This window comes from Burkholderia sp. FL-7-2-10-S1-D7 (assembly GCF_001524185.1).
Taxonomy (GTDB): Bacteria; Pseudomonadota; Gammaproteobacteria; order Burkholderiales; family Burkholderiaceae; genus Burkholderia; species Burkholderia diffusa.
In genome coordinates this window covers 281,922-307,320 of record NZ_LOWY01000100.1, presented here as the reverse complement: position 1 = coordinate 307,320, position 25,399 = coordinate 281,922, and the positions used below count along the sequence as shown (strand labels likewise).

General features: G+C 67.9%; 27 protein-coding genes and 1 pseudogene. 16 read left to right on the top strand and 12 right to left on the bottom strand.

The window, feature by feature from the left end:
• Positions 1–45 precede the first annotated feature (45 nt).
• Both metC and WS75_RS29495 read left to right on the top strand, forming a co-directional pair.
• A complete protein-coding gene (metC, locus tag WS75_RS29500) occupies positions 46–1,233 on the top strand; it encodes a cystathionine beta-lyase (RefSeq protein ID WP_059685962.1) in 1,188 nt (395 codons plus the stop codon).
• Between the two features lie 76 nt (positions 1,234–1,309).
• Positions 1,310–1,654: a DUF3088 domain-containing protein gene (locus tag WS75_RS29495; RefSeq protein WP_059685960.1), complete on the top strand. Its 345-nt coding sequence runs from the start codon at positions 1,310–1,312 to the stop codon at positions 1,652–1,654.
• Between the two features lie 222 nt (positions 1,655–1,876).
• Here WS75_RS29495 and WS75_RS29490 read toward each other — a convergent pair whose 3' ends face one another.
• Positions 1,877–2,560 carry a helix-turn-helix transcriptional regulator gene (locus WS75_RS29490; RefSeq protein WP_059685958.1) on the bottom strand — a complete coding sequence of 228 codons (684 nt, stop codon included), beginning with the start codon at positions 2,558–2,560 and terminating at the stop codon, positions 1,877–1,879.
• Between the two features lie 282 nt (positions 2,561–2,842).
• Between WS75_RS29490 and WS75_RS29485 the strand changes: the two genes are divergently transcribed.
• From WS75_RS29485 to WS75_RS29450, 8 genes and pseudogenes are all read left to right on the top strand, one after another.
• A complete protein-coding gene (locus WS75_RS29485) occupies positions 2,843–3,535 on the top strand; it encodes a DUF2589 domain-containing protein (protein ID WP_059685956.1) in 693 nt (230 codons plus the stop codon).
• A 210-nt stretch (positions 3,536–3,745) separates the two neighbouring features.
• Entirely contained in the window at positions 3,746–4,426 is a 681-nt protein-coding gene (locus tag WS75_RS29480; protein WP_257129475.1) for a DUF2589 domain-containing protein, read from the top strand.
• Positions 4,410–4,856 carry a lysozyme gene (locus WS75_RS29475; RefSeq protein ID WP_059685954.1) on the top strand — a complete coding sequence of 149 codons (447 nt, stop codon included), beginning with the start codon at positions 4,410–4,412 and terminating at the stop codon, positions 4,854–4,856. The genes WS75_RS29480 and WS75_RS29475 overlap by 17 nt, the downstream gene beginning before the upstream one ends.
• Positions 4,857–5,025: 169 nt before the next feature.
• A pseudogene (locus WS75_RS29470) lies at positions 5,026–6,141 on the top strand (extracellular catalytic domain type 2 short-chain-length polyhydroxyalkanoate depolymerase).
• A 55-nt stretch (positions 6,142–6,196) separates the two neighbouring features.
• Positions 6,197–6,739 carry a hypothetical protein gene (locus WS75_RS29465; protein WP_059685951.1) on the top strand — a complete coding sequence of 181 codons (543 nt, stop codon included), beginning with the start codon at positions 6,197–6,199 and terminating at the stop codon, positions 6,737–6,739.
• Entirely contained in the window at positions 6,736–7,356 is a 621-nt protein-coding gene (locus tag WS75_RS29460; protein ID WP_059685949.1) for a hypothetical protein, read from the top strand. Before WS75_RS29465 ends, WS75_RS29460 begins: the two co-directional genes overlap by 4 nt.
• A 111-nt stretch (positions 7,357–7,467) precedes the next feature.
• Complete coding sequence (locus WS75_RS29455) at positions 7,468–8,085, top strand: hypothetical protein (protein WP_059600108.1); 618 nt, start codon at positions 7,468–7,470, stop codon at positions 8,083–8,085.
• A 70-nt stretch (positions 8,086–8,155) separates the two neighbouring features.
• The gene (locus tag WS75_RS29450; protein ID WP_059600109.1) at positions 8,156–8,773 is read left to right on the top strand and encodes a hypothetical protein; all 618 of its coding nucleotides are present in this window, start codon (positions 8,156–8,158) and stop codon (positions 8,771–8,773) included.
• A 65-nt stretch (positions 8,774–8,838) separates the two neighbouring features.
• Here the strand turns inward: WS75_RS29450 and WS75_RS29445 are convergent, their stop codons facing one another.
• A complete protein-coding gene (locus WS75_RS29445; protein ID WP_059685947.1) occupies positions 8,839–9,726 on the bottom strand; it encodes a DMT family transporter in 888 nt (295 codons plus the stop codon).
• A gap of 125 nt (positions 9,727–9,851) precedes the next feature.
• Between WS75_RS29445 and WS75_RS29440 the strand changes: the two genes are divergently transcribed.
• Positions 9,852–11,309, top strand: coding sequence for an aminotransferase-like domain-containing protein (locus tag WS75_RS29440; RefSeq protein ID WP_059685943.1), 1,458 nt, complete (start codon positions 9,852–9,854; stop codon positions 11,307–11,309).
• Between the two features lie 42 nt (positions 11,310–11,351).
• On the opposite strand, the gene WS75_RS29435 is transcribed toward WS75_RS29440, so the two are convergent.
• Entirely contained in the window at positions 11,352–12,785 is a 1,434-nt protein-coding gene (locus WS75_RS29435) for a nicotinate phosphoribosyltransferase (protein ID WP_059685936.1), read from the bottom strand.
• Positions 12,786–12,859: 74 nt separating this feature from the next.
• Positions 12,860–13,900, bottom strand: coding sequence for a bifunctional nicotinamide-nucleotide adenylyltransferase/Nudix hydroxylase (locus tag WS75_RS29430; protein WP_059685934.1), 1,041 nt, complete (start codon positions 13,898–13,900; stop codon positions 12,860–12,862).
• A 181-nt stretch (positions 13,901–14,081) separates the two neighbouring features.
• On the opposite strand from WS75_RS29430, the gene WS75_RS29425 reads away from it, so the two are divergent.
• Positions 14,082–14,534 (top strand): type II toxin-antitoxin system RatA family toxin, encoded by a 453-nt coding sequence (locus tag WS75_RS29425; protein ID WP_059685932.1) that lies wholly within the window; start codon positions 14,082–14,084, stop codon positions 14,532–14,534.
• A 116-nt stretch (positions 14,535–14,650) separates the two neighbouring features.
• On the opposite strand, the gene WS75_RS29420 is transcribed toward WS75_RS29425, so the two are convergent.
• From WS75_RS29420 to WS75_RS29400, 6 genes are read right to left on the bottom strand one after another with little or no spacing between them, the layout of a single operon-like run.
• The gene (locus WS75_RS29420) at positions 14,651–15,067 is read right to left on the bottom strand and encodes a hypothetical protein (protein WP_257129474.1); all 417 of its coding nucleotides are present in this window, start codon (positions 15,065–15,067) and stop codon (positions 14,651–14,653) included.
• Positions 15,064–15,447 carry an adenosylmethionine decarboxylase gene (speD, locus tag WS75_RS29415; RefSeq protein WP_059685929.1) on the bottom strand — a complete coding sequence of 128 codons (384 nt, stop codon included), beginning with the start codon at positions 15,445–15,447 and terminating at the stop codon, positions 15,064–15,066. Before speD ends, WS75_RS29420 begins: the two co-directional genes overlap by 4 nt.
• Positions 15,444–15,590 (bottom strand): hypothetical protein, encoded by a 147-nt coding sequence (locus tag WS75_RS34275; RefSeq protein WP_170296473.1) that lies wholly within the window; start codon positions 15,588–15,590, stop codon positions 15,444–15,446. Before WS75_RS34275 ends, speD begins: the two co-directional genes overlap by 4 nt.
• On the bottom strand, positions 15,590–17,098 hold the full coding sequence (locus tag WS75_RS29410) for a DUF4178 domain-containing protein (RefSeq protein ID WP_059685927.1): 1,509 nt from the start codon (positions 17,096–17,098) through the stop codon (positions 15,590–15,592). Before WS75_RS29410 ends, WS75_RS34275 begins: the two co-directional genes overlap by 1 nt.
• A 9-nt stretch (positions 17,099–17,107) precedes the next feature.
• On the bottom strand, positions 17,108–18,157 hold the full coding sequence (locus WS75_RS29405; protein WP_059685925.1) for an SPFH domain-containing protein: 1,050 nt from the start codon (positions 18,155–18,157) through the stop codon (positions 17,108–17,110).
• A 26-nt stretch (positions 18,158–18,183) separates the two neighbouring features.
• Entirely contained in the window at positions 18,184–18,570 is a 387-nt protein-coding gene (locus WS75_RS29400; protein ID WP_059685923.1) for a DUF350 domain-containing protein, read from the bottom strand.
• A gap of 121 nt (positions 18,571–18,691) precedes the next feature.
• Between WS75_RS29400 and WS75_RS29395 the strand changes: the two genes are divergently transcribed.
• The 4 genes from WS75_RS29395 (at position 18,692) to WS75_RS29380 (ending at position 23,176) form a co-directional block, all read left to right on the top strand.
• Complete coding sequence (locus tag WS75_RS29395) at positions 18,692–20,206, top strand: polyamine aminopropyltransferase (protein ID WP_059685920.1); 1,515 nt, start codon at positions 18,692–18,694, stop codon at positions 20,204–20,206.
• Entirely contained in the window at positions 20,206–21,825 is a 1,620-nt protein-coding gene (locus WS75_RS29390; RefSeq protein ID WP_059685918.1) for an FAD-dependent oxidoreductase, read from the top strand. The genes WS75_RS29395 and WS75_RS29390 overlap by 1 nt, the downstream gene beginning before the upstream one ends.
• A 149-nt stretch (positions 21,826–21,974) precedes the next feature.
• Complete coding sequence (locus WS75_RS29385; protein ID WP_059685916.1) at positions 21,975–22,736, top strand: N-acetylmuramoyl-L-alanine amidase family protein; 762 nt, start codon at positions 21,975–21,977, stop codon at positions 22,734–22,736.
• Positions 22,737–22,786: 50 nt separating this feature from the next.
• A complete protein-coding gene (locus tag WS75_RS29380) occupies positions 22,787–23,176 on the top strand; it encodes a lysozyme inhibitor LprI family protein (RefSeq protein WP_059685914.1) in 390 nt (129 codons plus the stop codon).
• A gap of 162 nt (positions 23,177–23,338) precedes the next feature.
• Here WS75_RS29380 and WS75_RS29375 read toward each other — a convergent pair whose 3' ends face one another.
• Together WS75_RS29375 and WS75_RS29370 are read right to left on the bottom strand one after the other, a co-directional pair.
• Positions 23,339–24,685: a glutamine synthetase family protein gene (locus WS75_RS29375; RefSeq protein WP_059685912.1), complete on the bottom strand. Its 1,347-nt coding sequence runs from the start codon at positions 24,683–24,685 to the stop codon at positions 23,339–23,341.
• Between the two features lie 147 nt (positions 24,686–24,832).
• Positions 24,833–25,390: a helix-turn-helix domain-containing protein gene (locus tag WS75_RS29370; protein WP_059600125.1), complete on the bottom strand. Its 558-nt coding sequence runs from the start codon at positions 25,388–25,390 to the stop codon at positions 24,833–24,835.
• Positions 25,391–25,399: the final 9 nt, after the last annotated feature.

Sequence of the window (25,399 nt, the reverse complement as noted above, 5' to 3'; positions counted from 1 at the left end):
GCGACGGCTTCGCTCCGATTTGACCGACTTTCAAAGGACGACATCTTGAACCAACCGCACTCGATCGATACCCTGCTCGCTCACGAAGGCCGCGCGCACGGCCAGCCCGGCTCGCCGGTGAACCCGCCCGTGTATCGCCAGTCGACGCTGCTCTTTCACGGCACCGACGCGCTCGACGCGGTGCGCGGCACTCCGCTCGCATACGGACGCCACGGCAGCCCGACCACGCGTGCGCTCGAAAAGGCGCTCGCACGCCTCGAAGGCGCGCACGCCGCGCTGCTCACGCCGAGCGGGCTCAGCGCGATCACGACCGCGCTGCTCGCGGTCCTGAACCCCGGCGACCATCTGCTGATGGCCGACTCGGTGTACGACCCGACCCGCTCGTTCTGCGACGAAACGCTCGCGCGCCTCGGCATCGAGACGACCTACTACGATCCGTCGATCGGCGCCGGCATCGCGTCGCTGATGCGGCCGAACACGCGCGCGGTCTTTACCGAATCGCCGGGCTCGCTGACCTTCGAGGTGCAGGACATTCCCGCGATCTGCCGCGTCGCGCACCAGCACGATGCGGTCGTGCTGCTCGACAATACGTGGGGCACGCCGCTGAATTTCCGCTCGTTCTCGCACGGCGTCGACGTGTCGATTCACGCGGCGACCAAGTACATCGCCGGACACTCCGACGTGCTGATGGGCGTGATCCTGACCACCGAGGCGCTCGCTCAGAAGGTCACGCGCTGCTACCGGCAGCTCGGAATGACCGTCAGCGGCGACGATGCGTATCTCGCGCTGCGCGGGCTGCGCACGTTGTCGGTGCGCCTCGAACGCCACCAGCGCAACGCGCACGTGCTGACCGAATGGCTCGCGCGGCAGCCGGAAGTCGCGCAGATCCTGTATCCGGCCCGGCCGGGCGATGCCGGCCATGCGCTGTGGCGGCGCGACTTCACGGGCGCGTGCGGCTTGTTCGGCCTGGTGCTGCATCCGCAGCCCGACGATGCCGTGCGCGCGCTGCTCGACGGCCTGACGTGCTTCGGCATGGGCTACAGCTGGGGCGGCTTCGAAAGCCTCATCATCCCGTCGAATCCGTCGCGCCACCGTACCGCGACGCCATGGCTGGCAGCCGGCCCGCTGCTGCGCATCCACGCAGGGCTCGAGCATCCCGACGACATGATCACCGACCTCGACGCCGGTTTCGCGAGAATGCGTGCCGCCGCGGCCGCGCTCGCGGAAGCCTGACATCGGGCGCGTCGCGCGCATCACCCCGCACTCCCGTTTTTTTCAACGTTCGACCACCACTGATAGCGAGACCATCATGAAAGACACGCTGTTCATTCTCCGCCCGGGTTTCTTCAAGGACTCCGAAGGTCCGTTCTACTGCGGCGACTCGGTTGCCGTCGAAGGGCTGCTGAGTTTCTATCCGCAGTTGCGCGATGCCGTCTCGGTCGAGTACGTCGACGCGCCGCGCCCGCGCCGGCCGATCGTCGCGCTGATCGGCGAGGACAACCAATCCGCGCCGGTGCTCGTGCTGGGCGACGGGCAGGTGCCGAAGGACGACGCGGTCGGGATTCGCGAACACAACGGCCGCCGCTTCATCGATTCGCCGGCCGATATCCGGCGCTACCTTTCCTCGCAATACGGCGTCGCGCACGTCGCGTAAGCACGCCGGCGCCCGGTCTCGACGGGCGCCTCCGAACGGGGCGCGCGGCCGGCGCGGCCCGTTCGCCTCTTCCTGCACGCACGTCGCCGCGCGCGCGATGTACTCGGCCACGCGGCTCGCCGCGACCGATGGCCGGCCCGGGCACCCCGCCTCCGGCCCGATGGACTTCAACGCAACGCGACACCGGATGCTGGCACACACCGGGGCCCGCCGCGACCCGCATCAGCCGGGCGAACTGCAGACGGGCGCGAACGCGAATGCCGCCGGCTCGGACGGCACGTGGCGTGCGAGCCACAATGCGGCCTCGGTCCGGTTGCTCACGCCGATCTGGCGGAACAGCGCATACAGGTGGTTCTTGATCGTGCCTTCCGCGACGTTGAGCACGCGGCAGATCTGCTTGTTCGACTTGCCTTCGGCCAGCAGCCGCAGCACGTCGCGCTGGCGCGGCGTGAGACGCTCGAATGCGCGATCGTCCCCGGCCGGCGCGCCGCCCGGGCGCGCCTGCGTCGCGCCGCCGTCGTTCGGCGGCACGTAGATCGCACCGGCCGCGACCCGGCCGAGCGCGTCCGCGAACTCGTCGGCGCTCGCGTGCCGGTCGATGATGCCGGCCGCCCCCGCCAGCAGCGCATCGGCAATCGTGCGGCGGCACACGGTGGCCACCACGCACAACCACGGCGCGCCGGCGAACGTCTCGTTCAGCACGCTCGGCCAGCTCGGCCGCGCGGCGTGCTCGTCGCATTCGATCGTGATCGCCTCGACCGTCCCGGGCAACAACGCGTCGCGCAAGCGCAAGACGTCCTCGGGACGGCGGGCCGACCACACATGCCAGTTGACATCGCGTTTACACAGTACGTCCGCCACGCCCGCGACGAATAACGGCGGGCTATCGATCATCAGAACGTTCATTGCGCGGTTTCCTCGAAATCGGGATGCTCGGTTTAGGTTTTTTTGCTTCCCTACCCTGCGTTTTTTTACCGCTGTTTTACCCGCCGCGCACTAGGCCCGTCGCTCCGTGACGAATGGCCTAATTCATCCACGCCGCGCCCCGCCGCGCGTACCGATGCCCGCCGCGGGCCTGCCAGGGCCGCCTGACGTGACGGACGTCATATTTTGTAAACGTCTTCTATTTCCTAATGTAAATAAAGACAACGAATTTCCGTTGTCTTCAACACGAAGAGGAGTTTATTCATGGACGCGAATTTCATCGGCTCAGTGATTAACGCTTTACCCATGGACCAAATGATCGCCGGCCCGTTAAAGGCGATGATCAGTGCGCAGACGCAGGCCGCGAAGAGCTACGCGGATTTCCTGATGCAGGTCTGCATCCAGGGCGGCAAGGCCGTGGCCGTCCAGTTCGACTACGACGAGACGCTGGTGGACGAAGCCGGCGTGTCGAAGGGCGTCGTGCAGAAGACGATGCGCATCCCGCTGCTCGCGGCGATCGTCCATCCGATCATCGCGATCGAGGAAGGCACGATCGACTTCGAAATGGAGATTACGCAATCGGAGAAGTCGTCGTCGTCGACCGAGGCCGGCGGCGAATTCCAGGCGAAGTTCGGCTGGGGACCGATCAGCGTCAGCGTGTCCGGGCGTGTGTCGCACAAGGCGGAGCAGACGCGCAGCACCGACACGCGCGCGAAATATTCGATCCATACGCAGGTGAAGCGCCAGTCGCCGCCCGAAGCGCTGATGCGCGTGATCGACTTCCTGACCGAAGCCGCGACCAAGCCGGTCGTCACGGAAGGCAACGCGAAGGCGGTGAAGCCGCTGCCGGCGACGCCGACCGACGGCAAGCTGGTCGGCGATGCGTCGGCGGCGGGCGGCGGCACGGCCGCGCCTGCCGGAGCCGGTTCGGACGCCCAGCAGCCGGCGCACGCGTAAGCGCGCGGGCCGGCCATGTTCAGGCTCTTCAGACGGTCTCGCCGCGCGGACGGCGGGCACGACGACGGGGATACGCGTCCGGGCGGCAGCACAGCCCGACCGGAACCGGACGGGACGGCCCCGCCGCCGGCCGGTGCGGCGGCAGGCCATACCGGGACGGTCTCAGGCACCGGCGCCTCGGCGGCGGCAACCGCCGATCCGGTGCGCCACGTGCCGCCCGAGGCCTCCGGCTCTCCGGCCGGGGCCGCGCCGGGCACGCACGACGCACCGGGCACCGCGCCCGGCGCGTCCGCCGGCGGCTTGCCCCCCGCTCCGCCCGCCCCGCCGGCGCCGCCCGGCACGCCGGCCGACGACGAGCGCCCGCCGCCACGTGGCATCGCGCTCGACGAAATCGCGCGCGGGATGCAGCACGCGGCGGCCGCCGCGAACCAACTGCTCGCGCACCAGTACACGGCCGTGCTCGATCAGTTCTTCGACCTGCGCGACGACGGCCTGCTCGCGCCACGCGAGGTCACGGTCGCGCTCGATGCGGAGCACACGATGCCGGTGCCGCTCGTCGCGCTCGCCACGCCGCGCGGACTCGCGCTCGACCGGATGATCGTGCACCTGACCGTGCGCGGCGACTTCACCGAGGCGTTGCCGGCCGGCGGTGTCGCGGGCGACGACGACCAGCGCGGCCGCTTCTACGTGACGTTCGCGCCGCGCTCCGCGAAGAAGGACGCGCAGGGCAACGCGCGGCAGCGCGACACCGAGCACATCGACATCGAAATGCAGTTCGCGGCGCTGCCGCCGCCCGAAGCGATCATGCGCGTGATCGACGAATACACGCATCGCCTGGTGCCGCGCGCACGGCCGGGCAGCAAGGAGAACGACGATGGCGAACCAGCCTGAACACACCGGTGAGCAAGGCATTGCGCTGATCAAGCAGTTCGAGGGGCTGCGGCTCGCGCGCTATCTCGACGCGGTCGGCAAGCCGACGATCGGCTACGGGCACCTGATCCTGCCGAACGAGCGCTTCACACGACCGCTCACGCCGGCCGAAGCCGAAGCGCTGTTGCGGCGCGACCTGCGCGTCGCCGAGCTGAACCTGCGCAAGCTGCTGCGCGTGCCGGTCACGCAGCAGCAGTTCGATGCGCTGATGTCGTTCGTCTTCAATCTCGGCGCGGGACGGCTGCGCTCGTCCACGCTGCTGCGCTACCTGAACGCCGGCGCGGGCGCGCGTGCGGCCGACCAGTTCCTCGTCTGGAACAAGGCCGGCGGCAAGCCGCTCGCGGGGCTCACCAAGCGCCGCCAGGCGGAGCGCGCGCTGTTTGTATCGTGAGCGCCGGGGCACCGCACCGGCCGAACGTCACGGGTCGCCGCGCAGGTCGTTCGCGCCATTTCGCAGGTCGTCGGCTGCCCGTAAGCTGAAACCGTCGCTGAAGTCTTGCCGCATCCGTTCCAGCCGTTCGTCATTCGCCATTCGTTACTCGTCACGACAGGAGTCCCGCATGAAGGTCACTTGCTCGCCCGGCCGCACGACGCCGCCCCGTTCCATCGTTTCGCGCACGCTGCGCCGCGTGCTCGGCGCCGCATGCGTCGCCGTTGCCGCAGTGGCGTCGGTCGCGCCGCACGCCGTCGCCGCCCCCGCCGATCCGCTGCCCGCATACAGCGCCGACCTCCAGCGCACGTCGGTGTCGGGGCTGTCGTCCGGCGGCTTCATGGCCGCGCAGTTCGACGTCGCGTTCTCGAGCCGGCTGATCGGCGCGGGCATCGTGGCGGGCGGGCCGTTCTACTGCGCGGGCGTGAGCGCGTTTATCCCGCCGGCGGTGGCCGCGACCACGCTGTGCATGCAGCCGATCGGCCCCGCGCCATCCGCGGCCGATGCATGGCGCGCCGCGCGCATGTTCGCGCAGCGCGGCGAGATCGACGATCCGGCCGCGCTGCGCGGTCAGCGCATCTATGTGTTCAGCGGCGCGAAGGATACGGTGGTGTCGACGCGCGTCGTCGACCAGACCGCGCGCTTCTACACGCTCGCGCAAGTCCCGGCCGCGAACCTCCAGTAACGCGAATCGCCGGACGCCGGGCATGCGTTCATCACGAACCGCCCCGAAGACAACGCATGCAGTGCGAACGCGAGCCCGTATATCGACAACTGCGGCTTCCAGCAGGCGCACGACATCGTGCGCTGGATCTACGGCACACCTGACAAGCCGCTCAATCCACCGGCCGTTCAGGCAGGCGGCAAGCTGCTGAAGTTCGATCAGCGCGCGTTCGATCCGCAGCGCCGCGCGGCGCTCGGCGACACGGGCTACGCATACGTGCCGGCCGACTGCGAGCGCGTGGCCTGCGCGGTGCACGTGGTGTTCCACGGCTGCGTGCAGAACGTCGCCGCCGTCGGCGAGAAGATGATTCGCGGCGTCGGCTACAACGAGATCGCCGATACGAACCGGCTGATCGTGCTCTATCCGCAGGTCGAAAAATCGGCCGTCAATCCGCTCGGCTGCTGGGATTTCTGGGGCTATACGAGCACCGATCCGCTCCACCCAGGCTTCTACCGCCGCGACGCGCCGCAGATGGCCGCCGTAATGCGGATGGTGCAGCGCCTCGGCGCCGCGCGTCAGTAATCCGCGTATCGGCCGCCATCGCGCCGTCACCGCTCCTTCATCACGAGGAATCGCCATGTTCTCCACGTTCATCGCCCAATGGGAACGCGCGCACGCCGACGCGCTCCAGCAGTTCGGCAAGGTCGCCGCGCAGACGACCGGCACCGGCTGCACGCCCGGCGGCCCCGCGTGGCGCGCGTTCGCGCACACCGCGCTGCTCGCCTGCCACCGTTACACGGACGCCTGCCAGGCCGCGACCGACGCGTTGTGGCGCGGCCAGCTCGAACGGTTCGCGCCCGGCAGTTCGGCCGCCGCGGTCAAGGAGCTGGCGGCACTGAACGCCGATCTCGCCACACGCGTCACGCAGAGCCATTTGCAGCATGCGGGCGCGATGGCCGACGCGGCCGCGCAATATCTCGACGATCTCGGCCGCGCGCGCGGCCCCGCCGATGCCGTGATGGCGCTCGGCCGCTTCGCGGGCGACCTTCACGCCCAGGCGCGTGCACATGCGCTGCACGTCGCGTCGCTCGCGAACGGCGTCGCGCCCGCGCTTGCGCAGTGGGCCGAGCGCACGCTGCGCGACGATCGCGGCACGTCCGATCAGGAGCAGGCGTCATGAACATCAAGCTCCGCTTCGTCAACCGCTCGAACGACTGCGGCAACAGCGAGGTCGTGCTGTTCCAGCGCGACGTGATCCCCGATCTCGACGCATTTGCGATCGCGTGGAAGGTGATCCGTCATTGCGGACGCGACTGCTTCCATCCGTTCGACTACTCGACCGACATCGACGTCGCGCTCGGCGACGAGCACGGCAACTTCTCGCCGCGCGTCACGGCGCCCGCCGGCGTGCGCTTAGTGGTCGACGCGCAGCCGACGGGACGCGGCCGCCTCGTGCCCGACCCGGCCGACGCGCCGGGTGGCGACATCGAGGTCGTCAACCGGATGCCGCGCGGCGCCGTGAACGTCAATGCGTTCAGCGCGGGCCGGCTGATCGCGGTGAAGGAAGCGGTCGCGCCCGGGCAGAAGGCCGTGTTTCGCTTCACGCCGACGCTGTGGATCGGCGTGGCGTCGCAGATACAGGAAAGCCGCGCGCTGCACGCGGCGGTGATCTCGAGCGCGAACACCCTTCTGCCGCTGGCGGGCGTCGCCGCGGCCGACATCGTGATGACGGGCGGCGGCACCGGCACCGACGCGCAGCCGTTTGCATTCGCGCTCGAACACATCGTGCGCGCCTAGCGCCGCCAGACACGGATTGAACCGGCTTGACGGCACGGCTTCGCGGCCGGGCCGGCGGGAAAGGTGTGCGGCAGACCGACTGCCGTCTTTTCAAACTCAAGGAGCAACGACATGGATATCCAACTGAACCTGATCAACCGCTCGAACGACGCGAACAACTCGAGCGTCGTGATCTTCCAGAAGAACGTGGCGACCGACTTCGACGAACTCGCGATCGCGTGGAAGGTGATCCGCAATTGCGGCCAGGGCGACAACCATCCGTTCAAGTTTCCGATGACGATGAGCGTGAGCGCGAGCGACAGCTGGGGCAACTACATGCCGCAGCAGGTCGCCTCGAACGGCCAGGTGTTCCAGGTCGTGCGCTCCAGCTCGGGCGACGTGCTGCAACTCGGCGGCGACCCGGGCGCAAGCTCCGAGGTGCAGGTGCGCAACGACCTGCCGGCCGGCGCGATCAACGCGACGATCTACAAGGACGGCAGCGCGCTTGCGCGCAAGACTTCCGTCGCGCCGGGCCAGAAGGCCGTGTTCCAGTTCAAGCCGACGATCTGGATCGGCGTCGCGTCGCAGATCGAACAGGGTGCGCTGATGAACTCCGCGGTGATCTCCGACATCAACACGGAACTGTCGCTGCTCGGCATCGCGAGCGCCGACATCGTGATGACCGGCGGCGGCCCCGGCCCGCGCTCGATGCCGTTCACGTTCCGGCTGGAAAACGTGGTGATGGCGTAACGGTTCGTGCGCCGGCGACGCACGGCCGGCGCCCATTCAATCAGTTATCCAAATCTAACCAAGGTGACTCATGGACATCAATCTCAACTTCGTCAACCTGTCGAACGACGTCAACAACAGCCAGATCGTGATCTTCCAGAAGAACGTGTCGACGGACTTCGACGAGCTCGCGATCGCGTGGAAGGTCATCACCAACTGCGGGCGCGGCGACAACCATCCGTTCGTATTCCCGATGCTGACGACCGTCTCCGCGAGCGATGCAGACGGCAACTACATGCCGCAGAAGCGCGCGGACAACGGACAGGTTTTCAACGTGTCGCGCTCGACGTCGGGCAACGTGCTCGCGTTGGCCGGCCCGGCGCCGACGTCGCGCGAGATCCAGCTGCGCAACGACCTGAGCCAGGGGGCGATCACCGCATCTGTCTTCAAGGACAATCGGCTGCTCGCGCACAAGACGGGCATCGTGCCGGGGCAGAAAGCCGTGTTCGAGTTCAAGCCCACGCTGTGGATCGGCACGGCGTCGCAGATCGAACAGGGCGCGGTGATGAATTCGGCCGTGCTGTCCGACATCAACACCGAACTGTCGCTGCTGGGAATCAAGAGCGCGGACATCGTGATGACGGGCGGCGGCGGCGGCACCACCGCGACCGCGTACCAGTTCCGGCTCGCGAACGTGGTGATGGGGTAAGCCGCAAGCCACGCCCGCGCGACGGCGAACGGGTGGCACCCGTCACGTCGTCGCGCGCCGGCGCGTCAGCCCGCGCGCTGCACGGGCGTCATCTTCGAGAAGTATTTCGCACCCGCGACGCAGCCGACAACCACGGCCGTCACGGCGAGCATCGACGGCGGCACCGTCTCGTGCAGCAGCCCGGCCGCGAGCAGGAAACCGAAGAACGGCTGCAGCAACTGAAGCTGGCCGACGCCCGCGATCCCGCCGAGCGCGAGGCCGCGATACCAGAACACGAAGCCGATCAGCATGCTGAACAGCGACACGTACGCGAGCCCCCACAGCGCGGCAGCGTCGACGCCGTCGAACGTCGCGGGCCACGTGAACCACGCGAGCGGCAGCATCACCGGCAGCGACAGCACGAGCGCCCACGAGATCACCTGCCAGCCGCCGAGCTGGCGCGACAGGCGCGCGCCTTCCGCATAACCGAGCCCGCACGCGACGATCGCGGCCAGCATCAGCGCATCGCCCACCACCGACGCGCTTGCGCCGTTGCGCAGCGCGAACGCGGCCACCGCGCCGCTGCCGAGCAGCGAGAAGATCCAGAACGGCAGCCGCGGCCGTTCGCCGCCACGCCAGACACCGAACAGCGCGGTCGCGAGCGGCAACAGCCCGACGAACACGATCGCATGCGCGGACGTCACGTGCTTGAGCGCGAGCGCCGTCAGCAACGGGAAACCGACCACGACCCCGAGCGCGACGACGATGAGCGACGCGGTCTCGGTACGCGTCGGCCGCTTCTGTTTCAGCGCGACGAGCAGGATCAGGCCGAGCACGCCGGCGATCGTCGCGCGCGCGAACGTGAGGAACAGCGGGTCGAGCCCCTGCACCGCGACGCGCGTCGCGGGCAGCGAGCCACTGAAGATGATCACGCCCAGCAGGCCGCTGAGCCATCCGTCGGTCGTCTTTTGCACGGGAAATCCTGATCGGAAAAGGTGAATGACCGATGATCCGCCGCCCGTGAAAAGCGCGTAAGCTACAGCCCAATACAATTCGGACGAACTGTACTGGACAACCGTCCGTACAGTTCCCTCTCGCCATGAGCCGTTCCCTGCAAGCTCCTGCTCCGCCCGCGCCGTCGCGCACCCGCGTGGAAACCGTGATGGACACGCTGCGCGCGCGGATCGCGAGCCGCGCGCTGATGCCCGGCGCGCGCGTGCCGTCGATCCGGATGATGGCCGACTCGCTGCACGTGTCGAAATCGACCGTCGTCGACGCATACGAGCGGCTCGCGAGCGAAGGCGTGCTCGTCGCGCGGCGCGGCTCCGGCTTCTACGTGTCGGGGCACGCGCCGCCGCTCGCGCTCGCCGAACTCGGCCCGCGCCTCGATCGCGAACTCGATCCGCTGTGGCTGTCGCGCCAGGCGCTCGAGGCGGCGCCGAGCTCGGTGAAGCCGGGCTGCGGCTGGCTGCCGTCGTCGTGGCTGCCGGACGAAAGCCTGCGACGTGCGCTGCGCGCGGTGTCACGCGACGAAGCCGACGCGCTGACCGACTACGCGACGCCGCTCGGGCTGCCCGCGTTGCGCCAGCAGTTGGCGTGGCGGCTCGCGCAGCACGGCGTTCATGCGGAACCCACGCAGATCATGCTGACCGACGGCGGCACGCACGCGCTCGATCTCGTGTGCCGGCTGCTGCTGGAGCCGGGCGACACCGTCGTGCTCGACGATCCGTGCTACTTCAACTTCCAGGCGCTGCTGCGCGCGCATCGCGCGCGCATCGTCAGCGTGCCGTACACGCCGAACGGCCCCGATCTCGCACGCTTCGAGCAGGTGCTTGCCGAGCATCGGCCGCGCCTGTACATCACCAACGCGGCGCTGCACAACCCGACCGGCGCGACGCTCGCGCCGCCGGTCGCGCACCGGCTGCTGACGCTGGCGGCCGAGCACGGCCTGCTGATCGTCGAGGACGACATCTTCGCGGATTTCGAGAGCACGCCCGCGCCGCGCCTCGCGGCATTCGACGGGCTGTCGCGCGTCGTGTCGATCGGCAGCTTCTCGAAGACGCTGTCGGCCGCAATCCGCTGCGGCTATGTCGCGGCGCGCCCCGAATGGATCGACGCGCTCGTCGACCTGAAGCTCGCGACGTCGTTCGGCAATGCGCAGATCGGCGCGAACATCGTGCACCGGCTGCTGATCGACGGCACCTACCGGCGCCATCTCGACGGCCTGCGTGCGCAGCTGGCCGATGCGATGGGCGAAACGATCCGGCGGCTCGCGCGCGCCGGGCTCGGGATCTGGACCGAACCGCGCGGCGGCCTGTTCGTATGGGCGGAACTGCCCGACGGGCTCGATGCCGCGCGCGTCGCGCGTCATGCACTCGACCACGATGTGGTGCTCGCGCCCGGCAACGTGTTCAGTGCGTCGCACGGCGCGACGTCGTTCATGCGCTTCAACGTGTCGCGCTGCAAGGGGCCGGCGGTGTTCGATGCGCTGGCGCGGGCGATGGATGCCACGCGTGCGGCGGAGCGCAGCGGCCGCACACCGGCCGGCGACCGATGAACATCCAGCGCGGCGGGGCGCACGAACGCCCCGCCGACGCCCTCACATTTGCGCCGCGTGCGCCCTCGCCCGCACCTCGGCGAACGTCGTATCGACCAGCATTCTCCCCGTATCGAACACCGTTTCGAGCGCCTCGTCCCATTCGCCTTCCAACGCGCGATCGTCCCATGCGACCGGCAGCGTCACCGTCCGGTATTCGCCCGTGCGCCGATTGCGCAGCAACGTGAGCCGCCCCTTCTTCGAACGCTTACCCTGATCGGTGACCGGATCCTTGCGGACGTCGTGCCATACGTCGCCGCGACGGATCGCCGAGCACTTCATCGCGAAGCGCTGCGTATCGCGGTTCACCTGCTGCAGCAGCGCGCCGCCCATGCCAAACACGACGTTGCCGGCCGCATAGCCTGCGTCGTCGAGCGCGGAGAGAATCGCGTCGATCGACAGTTCGTCGACGCCGTCACCCTGGATCACGCGCACATGGTTCAGCACGCGCCGTCCCTTGCCGTTCACGGACGAACCGAACAATGCGTCGAGCGCGCGCACGGTCTGCAGCACGATCGCCACGGGGTCGCCCGAATCTGGGCGCACGACCAGCGTCGCGCCCGAATCGATCACGGCTTGCCGAAGCTCGCCGCCCCACATCTCGAGTGCGGCGAACAGATCGTAGGAGTCCGACACGACCGACACGATCGCGCCGGGCAGACCGAAGCGGGCGATCATGTTGCGATACGCATCGGCTTCGTGCTCACGCCCCCAGGACGTGATCGTGCTGTGCTCGGCCGCCGGCACCGAATACGCGGCCATCGGCTCGCGATAGAAGCGGTTCGCGGCCAGCACGCCGAGCACCGTGTCCGAACCCATGAAGCTCACGAGATGCGCGGCGCCGCCGATCGCGGCCGATTCCGCGCTCGATACGCCGCGCGCGCCGAAGTCGTGCAGCTTGAACGGCAACTGCGCGAGATCGTCGTCGGTCTTCTCGAGAAAGCGTCGGATCGTCTGCCGCAGGTGCCAGCTGCGCGTCGCGACCGTCACCGGGTACCACACGCGCAGCAGCATCGTCTCCAGATACGACGCGAGCCAGAACACCTTCGGGTCGTCGCATTCGACGGTCATCAGCACGTTGTGCACCGGCACGACCGAACCCTCCGGCACCGCGCGAATCTTCACGGGCAGGTAGCCGTCGTAGTGCTCGACGATGTGGCGCCAGCCGTCCTCGTTGAACGGCTCGCCATGCACCGCGAAGAAATCGCGGGCGTCGTCGATCATCGCGTGCGTGACGGGCCGGCACAGATATTCCTTCAGCAGCATCTGCAGGCCGAAGAACAGCGTGCGGTCGTAGCGGCCGCCGCGCGATTCGACGTACGAGAACATCGCCTGCGCGTCGGGCGGATATTGCAGGAAGTGGGAAGCCTTGTACGAATCCGTGTTGAGGATCGGATTGGCGAGAACCGCGGCAAAGCCGCCGGGATCGTTTTGCATGGCTAGAGCTCCTCTAGGCCGTTGAAGTGCCGCCGCGTCTGTCGCGACGGACCGGAATCCGGGGAATCAGCGCGTCACAGCTTCCCCAGGAAGTGATACGCGATCTCGAAGTGATCCTCGAACATCACGTTGCGCATCTGCGCGAATTCGTTGAGCGGCACCCAGCGCGCCTTGTCGGCGTCGTCGCTGCCCTTCACGCGCGGCAGCTCGCCGGTCGGGAAGTTGAACAGGCACGCGTGCGTGATCGTGCGGCCGCGCAGCGAGCGGGCCGGATGATCGAACACCTGGCGATCCTTGATCGAGCCGCGCAGCACGGGCTCCGGCAGCTTCAGGCCGGTTTCCTCGCGTAATTCGCGGATGCACGCCGCGTCGAGCCGTTCGTCCTGGTTCACGAACCCGCCCGGCAGCGCCCACAGGCCGCGGCCCGGTTCGCTGCGCCGGCGCACGAGCAGGATATGGCCCGAGTGCACGACCACCGCGTCGACCGTCACGAACGTGACCGGATACGGTGCGGCCGACCATGCCTTGCGATACGCGGCGATGAATTCGGCCTCGGCCTTCAGCTGCGCGAATTGCGGCTGCGTGCGGAAATGCTCGAGCCAGCCGAACACGGGTTCCGGCACGGCCCATTGCACGAAGCTGTTGGTGCGTTCGGCGAAATACTGGTCGCGGATTTCGGTGGCGGAGATGTCTTCGGTCGCATCGACGTCGACGAGCTCCCATTGCGGGAACATCCGCAGGTAATACGACGTGGCGTCCTTTTCGTGGCCGATAAGACCGACCTTGCGCTGCGCGACGTCGCCGAGCGCGGCGGCCACGGCATCCTGCACCCAGCGCACCCAGTCGCCGTCGTTGTACGTCGAATCCTGCACGGGCGCGACCGTCACGCGCTCGCGCTCGGACGGCTCGAGCAGCGAGGCCAGCATCTGGCAGCGCTCGTCGAACGAGAACGGATCCTTGATGGTGCGGGGCTTGTCGGTCGACCCGATCAGCACGCACACGCGCTCGGCCCGGCTCAGTGCCGACTTCAGCACGTTCAGGTGACCACGATGCGGGGGCTGGAAACGACCAATGAAAACGAGCGCGTCGAAGCGCCGGTTCTGTTGCGTACTCATGAGGCTCCCTCAAGAGATTGAAACGCTTCGGGTCTATCCCGAAGGCATGGAATCGATCGTAGGGGAATTCCCGGAGAAGGTCAATCGAGCACGCGCTCGACTTGACGAAGTCTGACGAAAGGCGCGTTATTGGCGGGTTACACTCGATTTCATTCCAATCCGCGCCACGGTGCCCGCCATCATGAGGATCTCAGTCAGCCGGACCGTCGGTGTCGATCGCAGACGCCTCTTCACGTGGTCGCAGGACTACGCGCGGCGGCTCGTATGGGACAACTTCCTCACCGATGCCTATCTGCTCGACGAAACGACGGCCGACGTCGGCGTCGACGCGTTCTGCCGCAGTCAGTCGGGCGCGACGATGGTGTCGCGCTACATCTCGTACCGCCCGCCGCAGGTCGCGGCCATCGAAATGGTCGAAGGGCCGAAGGTGCTCGAACGCTTCAGCGGCAGCTGGAACTTCACCGAACACACGCCGGGTTCGACCGAAGTGAAATTCACGTACCACTTCCGCGCGCAGCCGTCCTGGCTGCGCTGGCTGCTCGAACCGCTGATCGGCGCGTTCTATCTCGTGCACACGCGCCGGCGTCTCGATTCGTTCAAGCGCTGGGCCGAAGCCGAAGCGTTGCCACGCTGACACGCGCTGACACGCACCGCCGCGCGGCCCGGCGCATCTGCGCCCTCTCCCTCCGAATGGATTCGAATGCACGATGGCCGCGCCATCGGGCATCTGGCATTCGGACGGCCCGGGCGCTAACGTACTCCGCCCCGGCCTATCGGAAACGTTTCCGTGCCGGCATCGCGGCGCAACGTGACTTCCGTACCGGTTAGCCATCCCGACGATTTCAGGATCGGGCGCGCGAGCGCGTACAGCCGATCGGCGCTGGTGCCGTACAGGTACAGATAGCCGTCGTTGCCGTCGCGATGCAGTTCGGTCTCGCCGAGTTCGCCCGCGCCTGCCTGCCTCACTGCGCGATCCAGCCGATGTTCCAGTGCATGAAGCCGCGCCTGGTCCTTCTCGTAGTAGTCGAAATGGACCATCACGACGGGCCCGGGCGGCTTCGGCAACAACTCCGCGGCAACGCTGCCGTTCAACAGTGCAAAGCCGAGCAATGCGGCGAATCGAATTCCTGTATGCATATCAGCAGTCAGTGTGACGCGTTCGCTCACGTCAATGTGCCGCCGCGCGCCACCTGCTGCCGGACCTGCGCCTGCGTACCGAGCGCAGCGGCGATCGCGTCGACCGCATCGGCCGCGCGTGCCGCGCCGCACATGAACGCATCGACGGCCGCGAAGCGATGCTCGGGCCACGTATGGATCGTGATGTGAGATTCGGCGAGCAGCACGACACCCGTCACGCCATGCTCGCCGCCGAAATGATGAAAGTGCGCACCGACTACGCGCGCGCCTGCCCGTTGCGCCGCTTCGGTCAGGATCGTTTCAAGCCGCGCGGCATCGCGCAGCAGCGCCGCGTCGATGCCGGCCAGGTCGGCCAGCACGTGCGCGCCGACCATCGCACGCGGCGCGGCAAGACCGTCGCGGGCGGTCATTTGTGCGACCCGTACGACGAGTAGCCGCTGCGCGCCGACGAACTGCCCCAGCCGCTGCCGCCCGACCCGCTGCCGCCGAGCGACGCGCAGCTGAACAACGTGACGACGATCAGCCCGTAAAGTCCGTAGAGGATGTAGCGCATTACGCGTTGCCCCCGTCCGACGCGAAACCCTTCCACAGCCATTCAGGCAGCCACAGCACCAGCAGGCCGACCAGCACGTAGACGGTGCGGCCGCTGAACGAGAACAGCGAGTCCATGTTGAAAATCACGAGCAGCGCGCTGAACACCCACGGCAGCGGCGCGAAGCTGTGCGGGTGTTTCCCGCCGAACAGGCCCGTCGACGCGGTGGCGCCCGTCGCAGCCGCCGTCGCGAGCGCCGGCGTGCCGAAGCGCTCGGCGAGCGCGCTGCCCGACAACGGTTGCGCGCGCGACCACACGATCTCCGCAGCGCTGCGCTCGCGCGTCAGCTTGTCCTTCTGCCAGCCGTAATCGATGATCGACGTGCGATCGCCCACCTGCACGCGCCAGTTGAACGCACCGACCACGTAGACGACCTCCGATTCATACGCCTCGCGCAGGCGGTAAGTCTTGCCGCCGTCGGTCACGTCGGACTCGCCGCCGATCGTCGGCCAATGGTCGAGCACCTGCACGCGCTCCCAACGCCCTTCGCTCTGCACGAGCCACAGGAAGCCGCGTTTCGGGTTCAGCAGCAGGTATTCGTCCCACGTCTCTTCGTCGCCCGGCACGCGGCATCGCATCATGCCGATCACCGTGTACTTCACGCCGTCGAACGTGCCGATCGCGCCCAGCTCCAGCGCACCTTTCACCGATTCGAGCGTGCGCTGCGCCGCGAACACGGTCTGCTGCTCGGCCGTGCACTGCACGCCCGCATGACAGCTGCCGCACACGACGTAATCGGCCACGTTCGGCGCATAAGTCAGCGGCGCGCCGCAGCTCGGGCACGCGAACGGCACCATCTCCGCGCCGCGCTTCTCGCGCGTATCGGTTTCGGTATCGCGCAACCCGGTGAACGCGAGCGCGTCGAACTCCAGTGCCTCGCCCGAATAGACGGCGGGGCTCCCGCCGTTCGCATCGGCGTCGGAATAGTCGAAGGTCGCGAACGCGTTGCCGGTGCGCAGGTCGACGACGCGCGCTTCCCAGCCCGCGTCGACGCGGAACGGCAACTCCCCGTCGCCGCCCGTGCAGCGCGCGGTGCGCACGTCGGACACGAGAAACGCGCGGCCGCCGTGGTCGATCCGCATGCCCGGTTCCAGCGTGCCGAACGCCGGCCACGCGCCGCCGGATGCGTCGTCGGGCTCGCGCACCGTGACCGCATACTGGCCCGACGCATCCGACAGCCAGCCGAACGCGCCGTCGTCGAACACGACGTACCACTCGCTCCACGCGCCGGCGTCGTAGGTCATCTGGAGACGGCCGAGCACCGTGAACGTGCGCTTGCCGTAGCGTCCGGCCGTGCCGATCTGGATCGGCGAAGCGTCGTCGAGCACCGTGGCCAGCTCGCCGATGCGTTCGACATCGGCACCGCGCTTGAGCAGCGTGCTGCGACAGAACGCGCAGACGGCCATCACCGCCGCCGCCGAGCGAAACTCGACCGGCGCGCCGCACTGGGGGCACGAAGTGCTGAACATGCGCGACGCTTACCGGGTGAGCTTCGCGAGGATTTCCGCCTTCGCGCGCGAATAGTCTTCTTCGGTCACAAGGCCCTTGTCGAGCAACGCCTTCAGTTGTTCGAGACGCTGCACGTAATCGGTTCCTTCGGCCGGCGCGGCCGGCTGCGCGGCAGCGACCGGTGCCACGGCGGGTGCGGGTGCGGCCTGCGCCGGATGCGCGGCGCCCGCGATCTGGCCAGCCATCGCCTGCCCGATCGCCGCGCCGGCCGCGAGCCCCGCGCCGACGCCCGCGATGCCGCCCGGGTTCTGCGCGGCCAGCGGGATCGCCTGTGCCGTCTGGTATTGCGTCGCGCGAGCGAGATCGCCGGCCATCCCCGCGCCGATTCGCAGGTCGAGCGCCTTCTGCAGCTCGGCCGGCAGCGATACGCTTTCGACCGCGAACGCATCGAGCGCGAGGCCGTAGCGCGTGAACACCGGGACCAGCGCCTCGGCGACGCGTTGCGACAGCAGCGTCTGGTTCGCGGCCATGTCGACGAATGGCACGTCGGCCGAGCCGAACGTCGTGCTCATCGCGGTGACGACCAGGTTGCGCAGCTGCTGTTCGAGATCGTCGACCGTGTACTGCGCGCGCGTGCCGCTCACCTCGCGGTGGAACGCGGCCGCGTCGACGATCCGGTACGAGTAGATGCCGAACGCGCGCAGCTGCACGAAGCCGAATTCGCGATCGCGGATCGTCACCGGCTGCGCGGTGCCCCAGCGCCGGCCGAGCTGCAGCCGCGTGCTGAAGAAGTACACATCCGACTTGAAAGGTGACTGAAAGAACTTGTCCCAGTTCTTCAGGTACGTGAGCACCGGCAGCGTCCGCGTTTCCAGCTTGTACAGGCCGGGCTGGAACACGTCGGCGACCTTGCCTTCGTTGACGAAGATCGCGACCTGCGTTTCGCGCACGGTCAGCTGGCCGCCGTACTGGATCTCCTGATCTTCCATCGGATAGCGCCAGGCGAGCACGCCGTCGGTGTCTTCCGTCCATTGCAGGACGTCGATGAACTGCTTGCGGATAAACGAACCCAGACTCATGTCGGTCTCCTCGCGCGCGTGGCGCGTCAGGTCAGGCAGGCGGCATTGATGATGCCGACGACGAGCGACGCGGTGCCCATCAGGCCGCCCATCGCGACGTTGCGATCCTCGATCGCATGGTTCATGCCGGGAATCAGGCGAGTCAGCACCGCATAGGTGACGAGTTGCACGGCCATCGCGCCGACGGCCCACAGCACGACTTCGCCGAGCGTCGAGTTGTGCGCGATGCTGGAGGCAAGCGTCAGGCAGAAGCCGATCAGCGCACCGCCGAACGACAGCGTCGCGGCCGCGTTGCCGTCGCGAATCAGCGCCAGTTCGTCGAACGGAGTGACCTTCAGGTACACTGCCGCGAACACGAAAAGCAGCACGAACGCCGACAGCAAATGAACCGCATAAAGATAGGCACTATTCATTCTTTTCCTCGGATTTTGTGCTCGGTTCGCCGCCCCCTCGCCGGCCGGCCCATGGCGGGCCGCCCTTCGGAAATCCGCGCCAGTATAGCGACATTGACGAGCCCTGCACAACGGACGCGCCATGCTGCATAAGCGCGCGCTCGTCCTGTCGATCCTCGTGCTCGCGTCGTGCGGGCTCGGCTACGAACTGATCAGCAGCGCGCTGTCGAGCTACCTGCTCGGCGATTCGATCCTGCAGTTCTCGTCGGTGATCGGCTGCTACCTGTTCGCGATGGGGATCGGCTCGTGGCTCGCGAAGTTCGTCGAGGACAACGACGTGCTCGACCGCTTCGTCGACATCGAGCTGCTCGTCGGCCTGCTCGGCGGCGTGTCGGCAGCACTCCTTTTCGCGGTGTTCGCGTGGCTGGCCGCGCCGTTCCGCGCGGCGCTCTACGCGCTCGTGCTCGCGCTCGGCCTGCTGATCGGGATGGAGATCCCGCTCGTGATGCGCGCGTTCCAGCAGCGCCGCCAGGCGTTTCGCCATACCGTCAGCGAGGTGCTGACCTTCGACTATCTCGGCTCGCTCGCCGTGTCGCTGATCTTCCCGCTCGTGCTCGCGCCGCGTCTCGGCCTGTTGCGCACGAGCTTTCTGTTCGGGCTGCTGAACGCATTCGTCGCGCTGTGGACCACGCACCTGTTCCGCGACGAGATCCGCAACGTGCGCGGCAAGCTGATGCGCGCGTCGCTCGTGATCGGACTGCTCGTCGCCGGCTTCGCGCTGTCGGACCGCATCACACACTGGGCCGAGCACGGCGTGTACGGCGACGAGACGATCTATTCCGAAACGACGCCATACCAGCGCATCGTGCTCACGCAATGGCACGACGACATGCGGCTGTACCTGAACGGCAACCTGCAGTTCTCGTCGCGTGACGAGCATCGCTATCACGAGGCGCTGATCCATCCGACGATCGAGGCGCTGCCGTGGGCGAAACGCGTGCTCGTGCTCGGCGGCGGCGACGGCCTCGCGGTGCGCGAACTGCTCAAGCACCGCAACCTCGAACGGATCACGCTCGTCGATCTCGACCCCGCGATGACGAAGCTGTTCTCGACCTCCGCGCCGCTCGTGAAACTGAACCAGGGCGCCCTGAAGGACCCGCGCGTGCAGGTGATCAACGACGACGCGGTGCGCTGGCTCGAATCGAATGCCGACGTGTACGACGCGATCGTCGTCGACTTCCCCGATCCGACCAACTTCGGGCTCGGGCGCCTCTATTCGGTGCCGGTGTTCCGGCTGCTCGCCCGCCACCTGTCGGAAAACGGCTATGCGGTGATCCAGTCGACGTCGCCGTACTTCGCGCCGCACGCATACTGGACGATCATCGCGACGCTGCACGAAGCCGGGCTCAACACGTGGCCGTACCACTGCTACGTGCCGTCGTTCGGCGACTGGGGCTTCGTGATCGCGGGCAAACGCCGCGACTTCACCGTGCCGACGCGCTATTCGGTGCCGACGCGCTGGCTCGACGCGCAGACGGCCGCCGAGATGTTTCATTTCCCGGCCGACATGCCGGCGCTGCCGATGTCGCCGAACGAACTCAACGACCAGCCGCTCGTGCGCCGCTTCGACGAGGACTGGAAGCACGTGCTGCGCTGATGGATCGCCGCACGTTCCTCCTCGCGTCCGCGGCCGCGTCGCTTGCCGCATGCGGCCGCACCGGCTGGATCGAGACGACGCCGCGCGTCGGCTACCCCGGCATGCGCGAAGGTCACGCGCTGCGAGATCACGCAGCGCTGCCACCGCCGTCCGGCACGATCGAGACCGACGTCGCGATCCTCGGCGCGGGCGCGGCCGGCCTGTCGTGTGCGTGGCAGCTTGCGCGTGCCGGTCACACGCGCTTCGTCGTGCTCGCCGGCCCCGAATTCGGCGGCAATATGGCCGGCGGCCGCTTCGGCCAGCTCGGCTATCCGAAGGGCGCACACTACCTGCCGCTGCCGTCGCTCGAATCCGCGCATCTGCGCGACATGCTCGCCGATCTCGGCGTGATCGAATCGGCGCCGTTCTCCGCGCGCCCCGTGTACGACGAACGCGCGCTCGTGCACGCGCCCGACGAGCGGCTGTTCATCGCCGGCCAGTGGCAGGACGGCATCATGCCGACGACCGGCCTCGACGACGCCGCGCTCGCGCAGCAAACACGCTTCTTCGCCTACACCGACAGTTTGCGCACCGCGCGCGGCGCGGACGGCCGTAAAGTGTTCTGCATCCCGATCGCCGAATCGTCGCGCGATACGCGCTGGCGCGCGCTCGACCGGCGTTCGTTCAAACAGTGGCTGCTCGACGAGGGCTACACCGCGAGCGCGCTGCACTGGTACCTGAACTACTGCTGCCGCGACGACTACGGCGCGGGCTACGAGCACGTGTCCGCGTGGGCCGGCCTGCACTACTTCTCGTCGCGCGGCGGTCACGCGAGCGATGCGGGCGACGGCGCGGTGCTGACCTGGCCCGACGGACTGCACACGATGGCGACGAAGCTGAGCGACTCGATCACCGCGCGCACCGGCTCGAACGCGTGGTCGCGGGACGGCTTCGCCGTTCGCGCGACCGAACGCAGCGGCGGCATCGACGTGCTGTGCGCGCGCGTCGCTGACGACGGTACGCTGACGACGTTCACGCTGAAGGCGCGGCGGGTCGTCAGCGCGATGCCGCTGTTCGTCGCGGCGCGCGTGTTTCCGCAGCTTCACGCATACGGCTTCGATCCCGTGCGCGACCTGCCGCCGCGCGCGCCGTGGCTCGTGTCCAATTTCCTGCTCGACGGGATGCCGGCCGAGGCAGCCGGCGTGCCGCTTGCATGGGACAACGTCGTCTACGACGGCGCGGGGCTCGGCTACGTTGTGTCGACGCACCAGCTGATCCGGATGTCGCCGCCGACGCGTTCGGTGTTCTCCGCCTATCAGGCGCTCAGCGCGCGCGCGCCGGACGACACGCGTCGCTGGCTCGCGCAGGCGAAACCCGACGCGCTGCGCGAGCAGGCGGCGATCGACCTGCAGGCCGTATACGGACGCGAGCTGTGGAAACATGCGACCGCGCTCGAGATCACCGTGCGCGGCCACGCGATGGCGACGCCCGACGTCGGTTTCCTGAGCCGGCCGGGGCTGCTCGCGCTGCGCGACGCAGACGGCCCCGTCGTGTTCGCGCACGCGGACCTGTCCGGGCTGTCGCTGTTCGAGGAAGCGTCGTACTGGGGCATGCTCGCCGCCCGGCGCATGCTCGCCTGATTGCCGGTTCGCGCCTTCCGTGCGGCAGTGGTCATGGCGTCATTGCGGCGCCGCCGGCAACCGCTATAATCGCGCGACATTCCGACTGCATTGAGCAGGCCGACGGTGCGCGCCGTGCGACGCGCCGCATGTCCTCCTCGACGACAACAATGACAAACCGAACCGTTCGACGCCTTCGCCCGTTCGTGCGCGCCGCCGCGCGTCTGCTCGCGTGCGCCCCGCTGCTGGGCGTGCCGCCGGCGCTGCATGCGGCCGATGCCGCAAGCCCGGATGCGCAGCCGGCCTCCGGCCGCTACATCGTCGTCGACACCGGCCATACGCCGGCCCACCCGGGTGCCACCGGCGCCAGCGGCCGCGTCGAATACCGGTACAACCTCGACCTGTCCGCCGCCGTCGCGGAGAAACTCGCCGCGCACGGCGATCGCGTGCTGCGCACGTCGGCCGACGGCCGCGAGATCGCGCTCGACCAGCGCTCGACGCAGGCGCCTGACGCGAACCTGTTCGTGTCGATCCATCACGATTCGATGCAGCAGCAGTTCATCGACGCGGGGCGGCAACGCGAATTCCGCGGTTTCGCCGTGTTCGTGTCGGAGCGCAATCCGCACTACGCGGAAAGCCTGCGTTGCGCAAAGGCGATCGCCGAGCGGCTGGTCGCGGCCGGCGAACGGCCGTCGCTGTATCACGCGCAGCCGATCAAGGGCGAGAACCGTCCGCTGATCGATCCGCAACTCGGCATCCACCGCTTCGATGATCTCGTCGTGCTGCGCACCGCGCCGATTCCGGCCGTGCTGGTCGAGGCCGGCGTGATCGTCAATCCCGACGAGGAAAAGCGGCTCGCGCAGCGCGAAACGATCCAGCGCCTCGCCACCGCGATCGCGAGCGGGATCGACGCCTGTACGGCGGCCAGGTAAAGGTAATGCCCGTTGGCTTCAACGGTTTTCACCCAGTGAGGAGGCGCCCCATGAAAAAGAAGAATCTGCTCGTATCCTGCGCGCTGCTTGCGCTCGCCGCGCCGTTCGCCGCGCATGCGGCCGGCTGCGGTAAACCGCGCAGCGCGTTCGACCAGGTGTACTGCAGCAGCAACGAGTTCTCGCAGCTCGACCGTGAACTGAACGACGAGTACGGCCGCGTGCGCAAGCAGTTGAGCGGCGACCAGCAGGCCAAGCTGAAGACGGGCCAGCTCGCGTGGATGAAGCAGCGCGACGACCGCTGCAGCGAAACGCGCGACGACGGCTATCTCGTGAACCTGCAATGCGCGATCGACTTCACGCAATCGCGCCTGTCGTTCCTGCGCGAACGCGAGCGCGAATGCTCGAGCACGGGGTGCGTGACGGCGAAGCTCGGGGAGTAAGGGCTGCTCGGGTGCCGTGCCGTGAGCCGATTCGCGGTGCGGTACCTTCTTTCGTGCACCATCGGTGATGCGGAAATCCGACGGCATATCGACGACGTCGAGAGGGTCCAACGTGCGACACCGGCAAGGATTCCGCCCACTGCGAAGTCACGCGTCGCGTCGTCACAGGAACCACCGATACTCCCGCGCCCCGATCTCGTTGCGAAAATCCAGCTCCTCCTGCCGCTTGTTCTCGCAATACACCATCACGAATTCACTGCCGAGCCCTTCACGCACGGCCGCGTGATCCTGCATCGCCGCGACGGCCGACAGCATCTCCTTCGGAAAATCGATCCCGCTGCCGCGATCGTCGTTCAGCGGCGCGATCGGCTCGATCCGTGCGTCGAGCCCGTGCTCCATCCCGCTGAGGATCGCCGCGAGCACGAGGTACGGATTCGCGTCCGCGCTCGCGAGCCGATGCTCGATCCGCAGATTGCGCGCATCCGATTCCGGAATCCGGATGCACGCGTCGCGATCCTCGAAGCCCCAGCTTGCACGGCTCGCCGCGTTCACCATCGATCCATAGCGCCGGAACGCATTGTGATTCGGCGCGAACACCGGCATGCAGTGCGGCAGCAGCTCGAGGCAGCCGGCCACCGCATGCCGTAGCGGCCGCTGCCCATCCGCGGCGAGCAGGTTGCGGCCCGCGTCGTCGTACAGGCTCACGTGCACATGCATCCCGCTGCCCGGCGCATGCAGATACGGCTTGCCCATGAAGCTCGCGCGATAGCCGTGCTGCAACGCGACGCCGCGCGTGCTGCGGCAGAACAGCGCCGACCAGTCGGCCGCGCGCAACGCGTCGTCGGTATGGCCGAAGTTGATCTCGAACTGGCCGGGCCCGAGCTCGGCCGTGATCACCGTCGCGTCGACACCCTGCTCGCACGCGGCCTCGACCATCTCGTGCAGCACGTCGGAAAACCGTGACAGGCGTTCGATGTGCATGTTCGGCTGGTCGTCGCGGTCGTCGCTCAAGCGATCGCGCGGATACTGCGGCATCCCGTCCGCGAGCTGCGCAGCGAACAGATAGAACTCGAGCTCGAACGCGACGACCGGTCGGATGCCGCGTGCCGCGAACCGCCGCAGCACGCGCGCCAGCACTTCGCGCGGCTCGAACTCGATCGGCGCATCCGTGCCATCGGAGCTGATCAGCATCTGCGCGAGCGGCTTCCGCTCCCAGCGCACCGGCTTCAGCGTGCCGGGAATCAGGCGACGCGGCGCGTCCGGGTCGCCGTCGTTGAAGCAGTAATCGCCGATCTTGTAGAGGCCGCCCTGCGTGCCGAGCAGCACGCAGTTCTGCGGCAGCTTCAGCAGCGAACCCGACGCGACCTTCTCGAGCGCATCGATCGGATAGCGCTTGCCGTAGAAATGGCCCGGCAGGTCGAGACAGATCAGGTCGACATAACGGATCTCGGGATGCGCCTGCCGGAATGCGCGGATTTCATCGACCAGCACGGGAACGACGTCAGCCATGTCTCATCCTTTCCATGTCTTGTATGGCGGTGCCGCAACGCGGCGAACCGGACTCACCGGCATGCGGCACGTCACATGCCCAATATCGGTCAGTACTGCAAACCGGCAACACGGCGAGACGGCCCCTCGGGCCGCCGGCCCACAAACTTAGGTGAACACCCAGATCACGCGCGCCGGGGCATCGCCCAGGTTCGCGTAACGGAACCGCTTGTGCGCGGGAAGCTGGAATGCGTCGTTCGGGCCGAGCGTGATGGGTGTGTCGTCGCCGTCGATCCAGATCGTCAGCTCGCCTTCGAGCACGAAGCCGCCCTGCTCGTCGCTGTCGTCGACGGAGCGCTCGCCGCTGCTCGCCCCGGGCGCGAGATGACTCTCCAGAATCGAGAAGCGCGAACGCATGTTCGGCGACACGAGGATGTCCGTGATGCCGGCCGCGTAATACACGGTGCGCCGCTCGTCGGGCCGTGTGACCCACGGCACGCTGCGCGGTTTGCTGAGGCTGTAGAAATACGTGGTCGGCACGCCGAGCGCCTCGCCGATCGCGGTGAGATCCGCGACCGTCGGGCGCGACAGCCCGCGCTCGACCTGCGATAGAAAGCCGACGGAGCGGCCGATTCGTTCCGCGAGATCGTTGAGCGTGACCTTGCGATGCTTGCGCAGATCGCGGATCAGGATCGCCAGACTTTCTATCTCTTCCTGCTCGTTCATGATGGATTC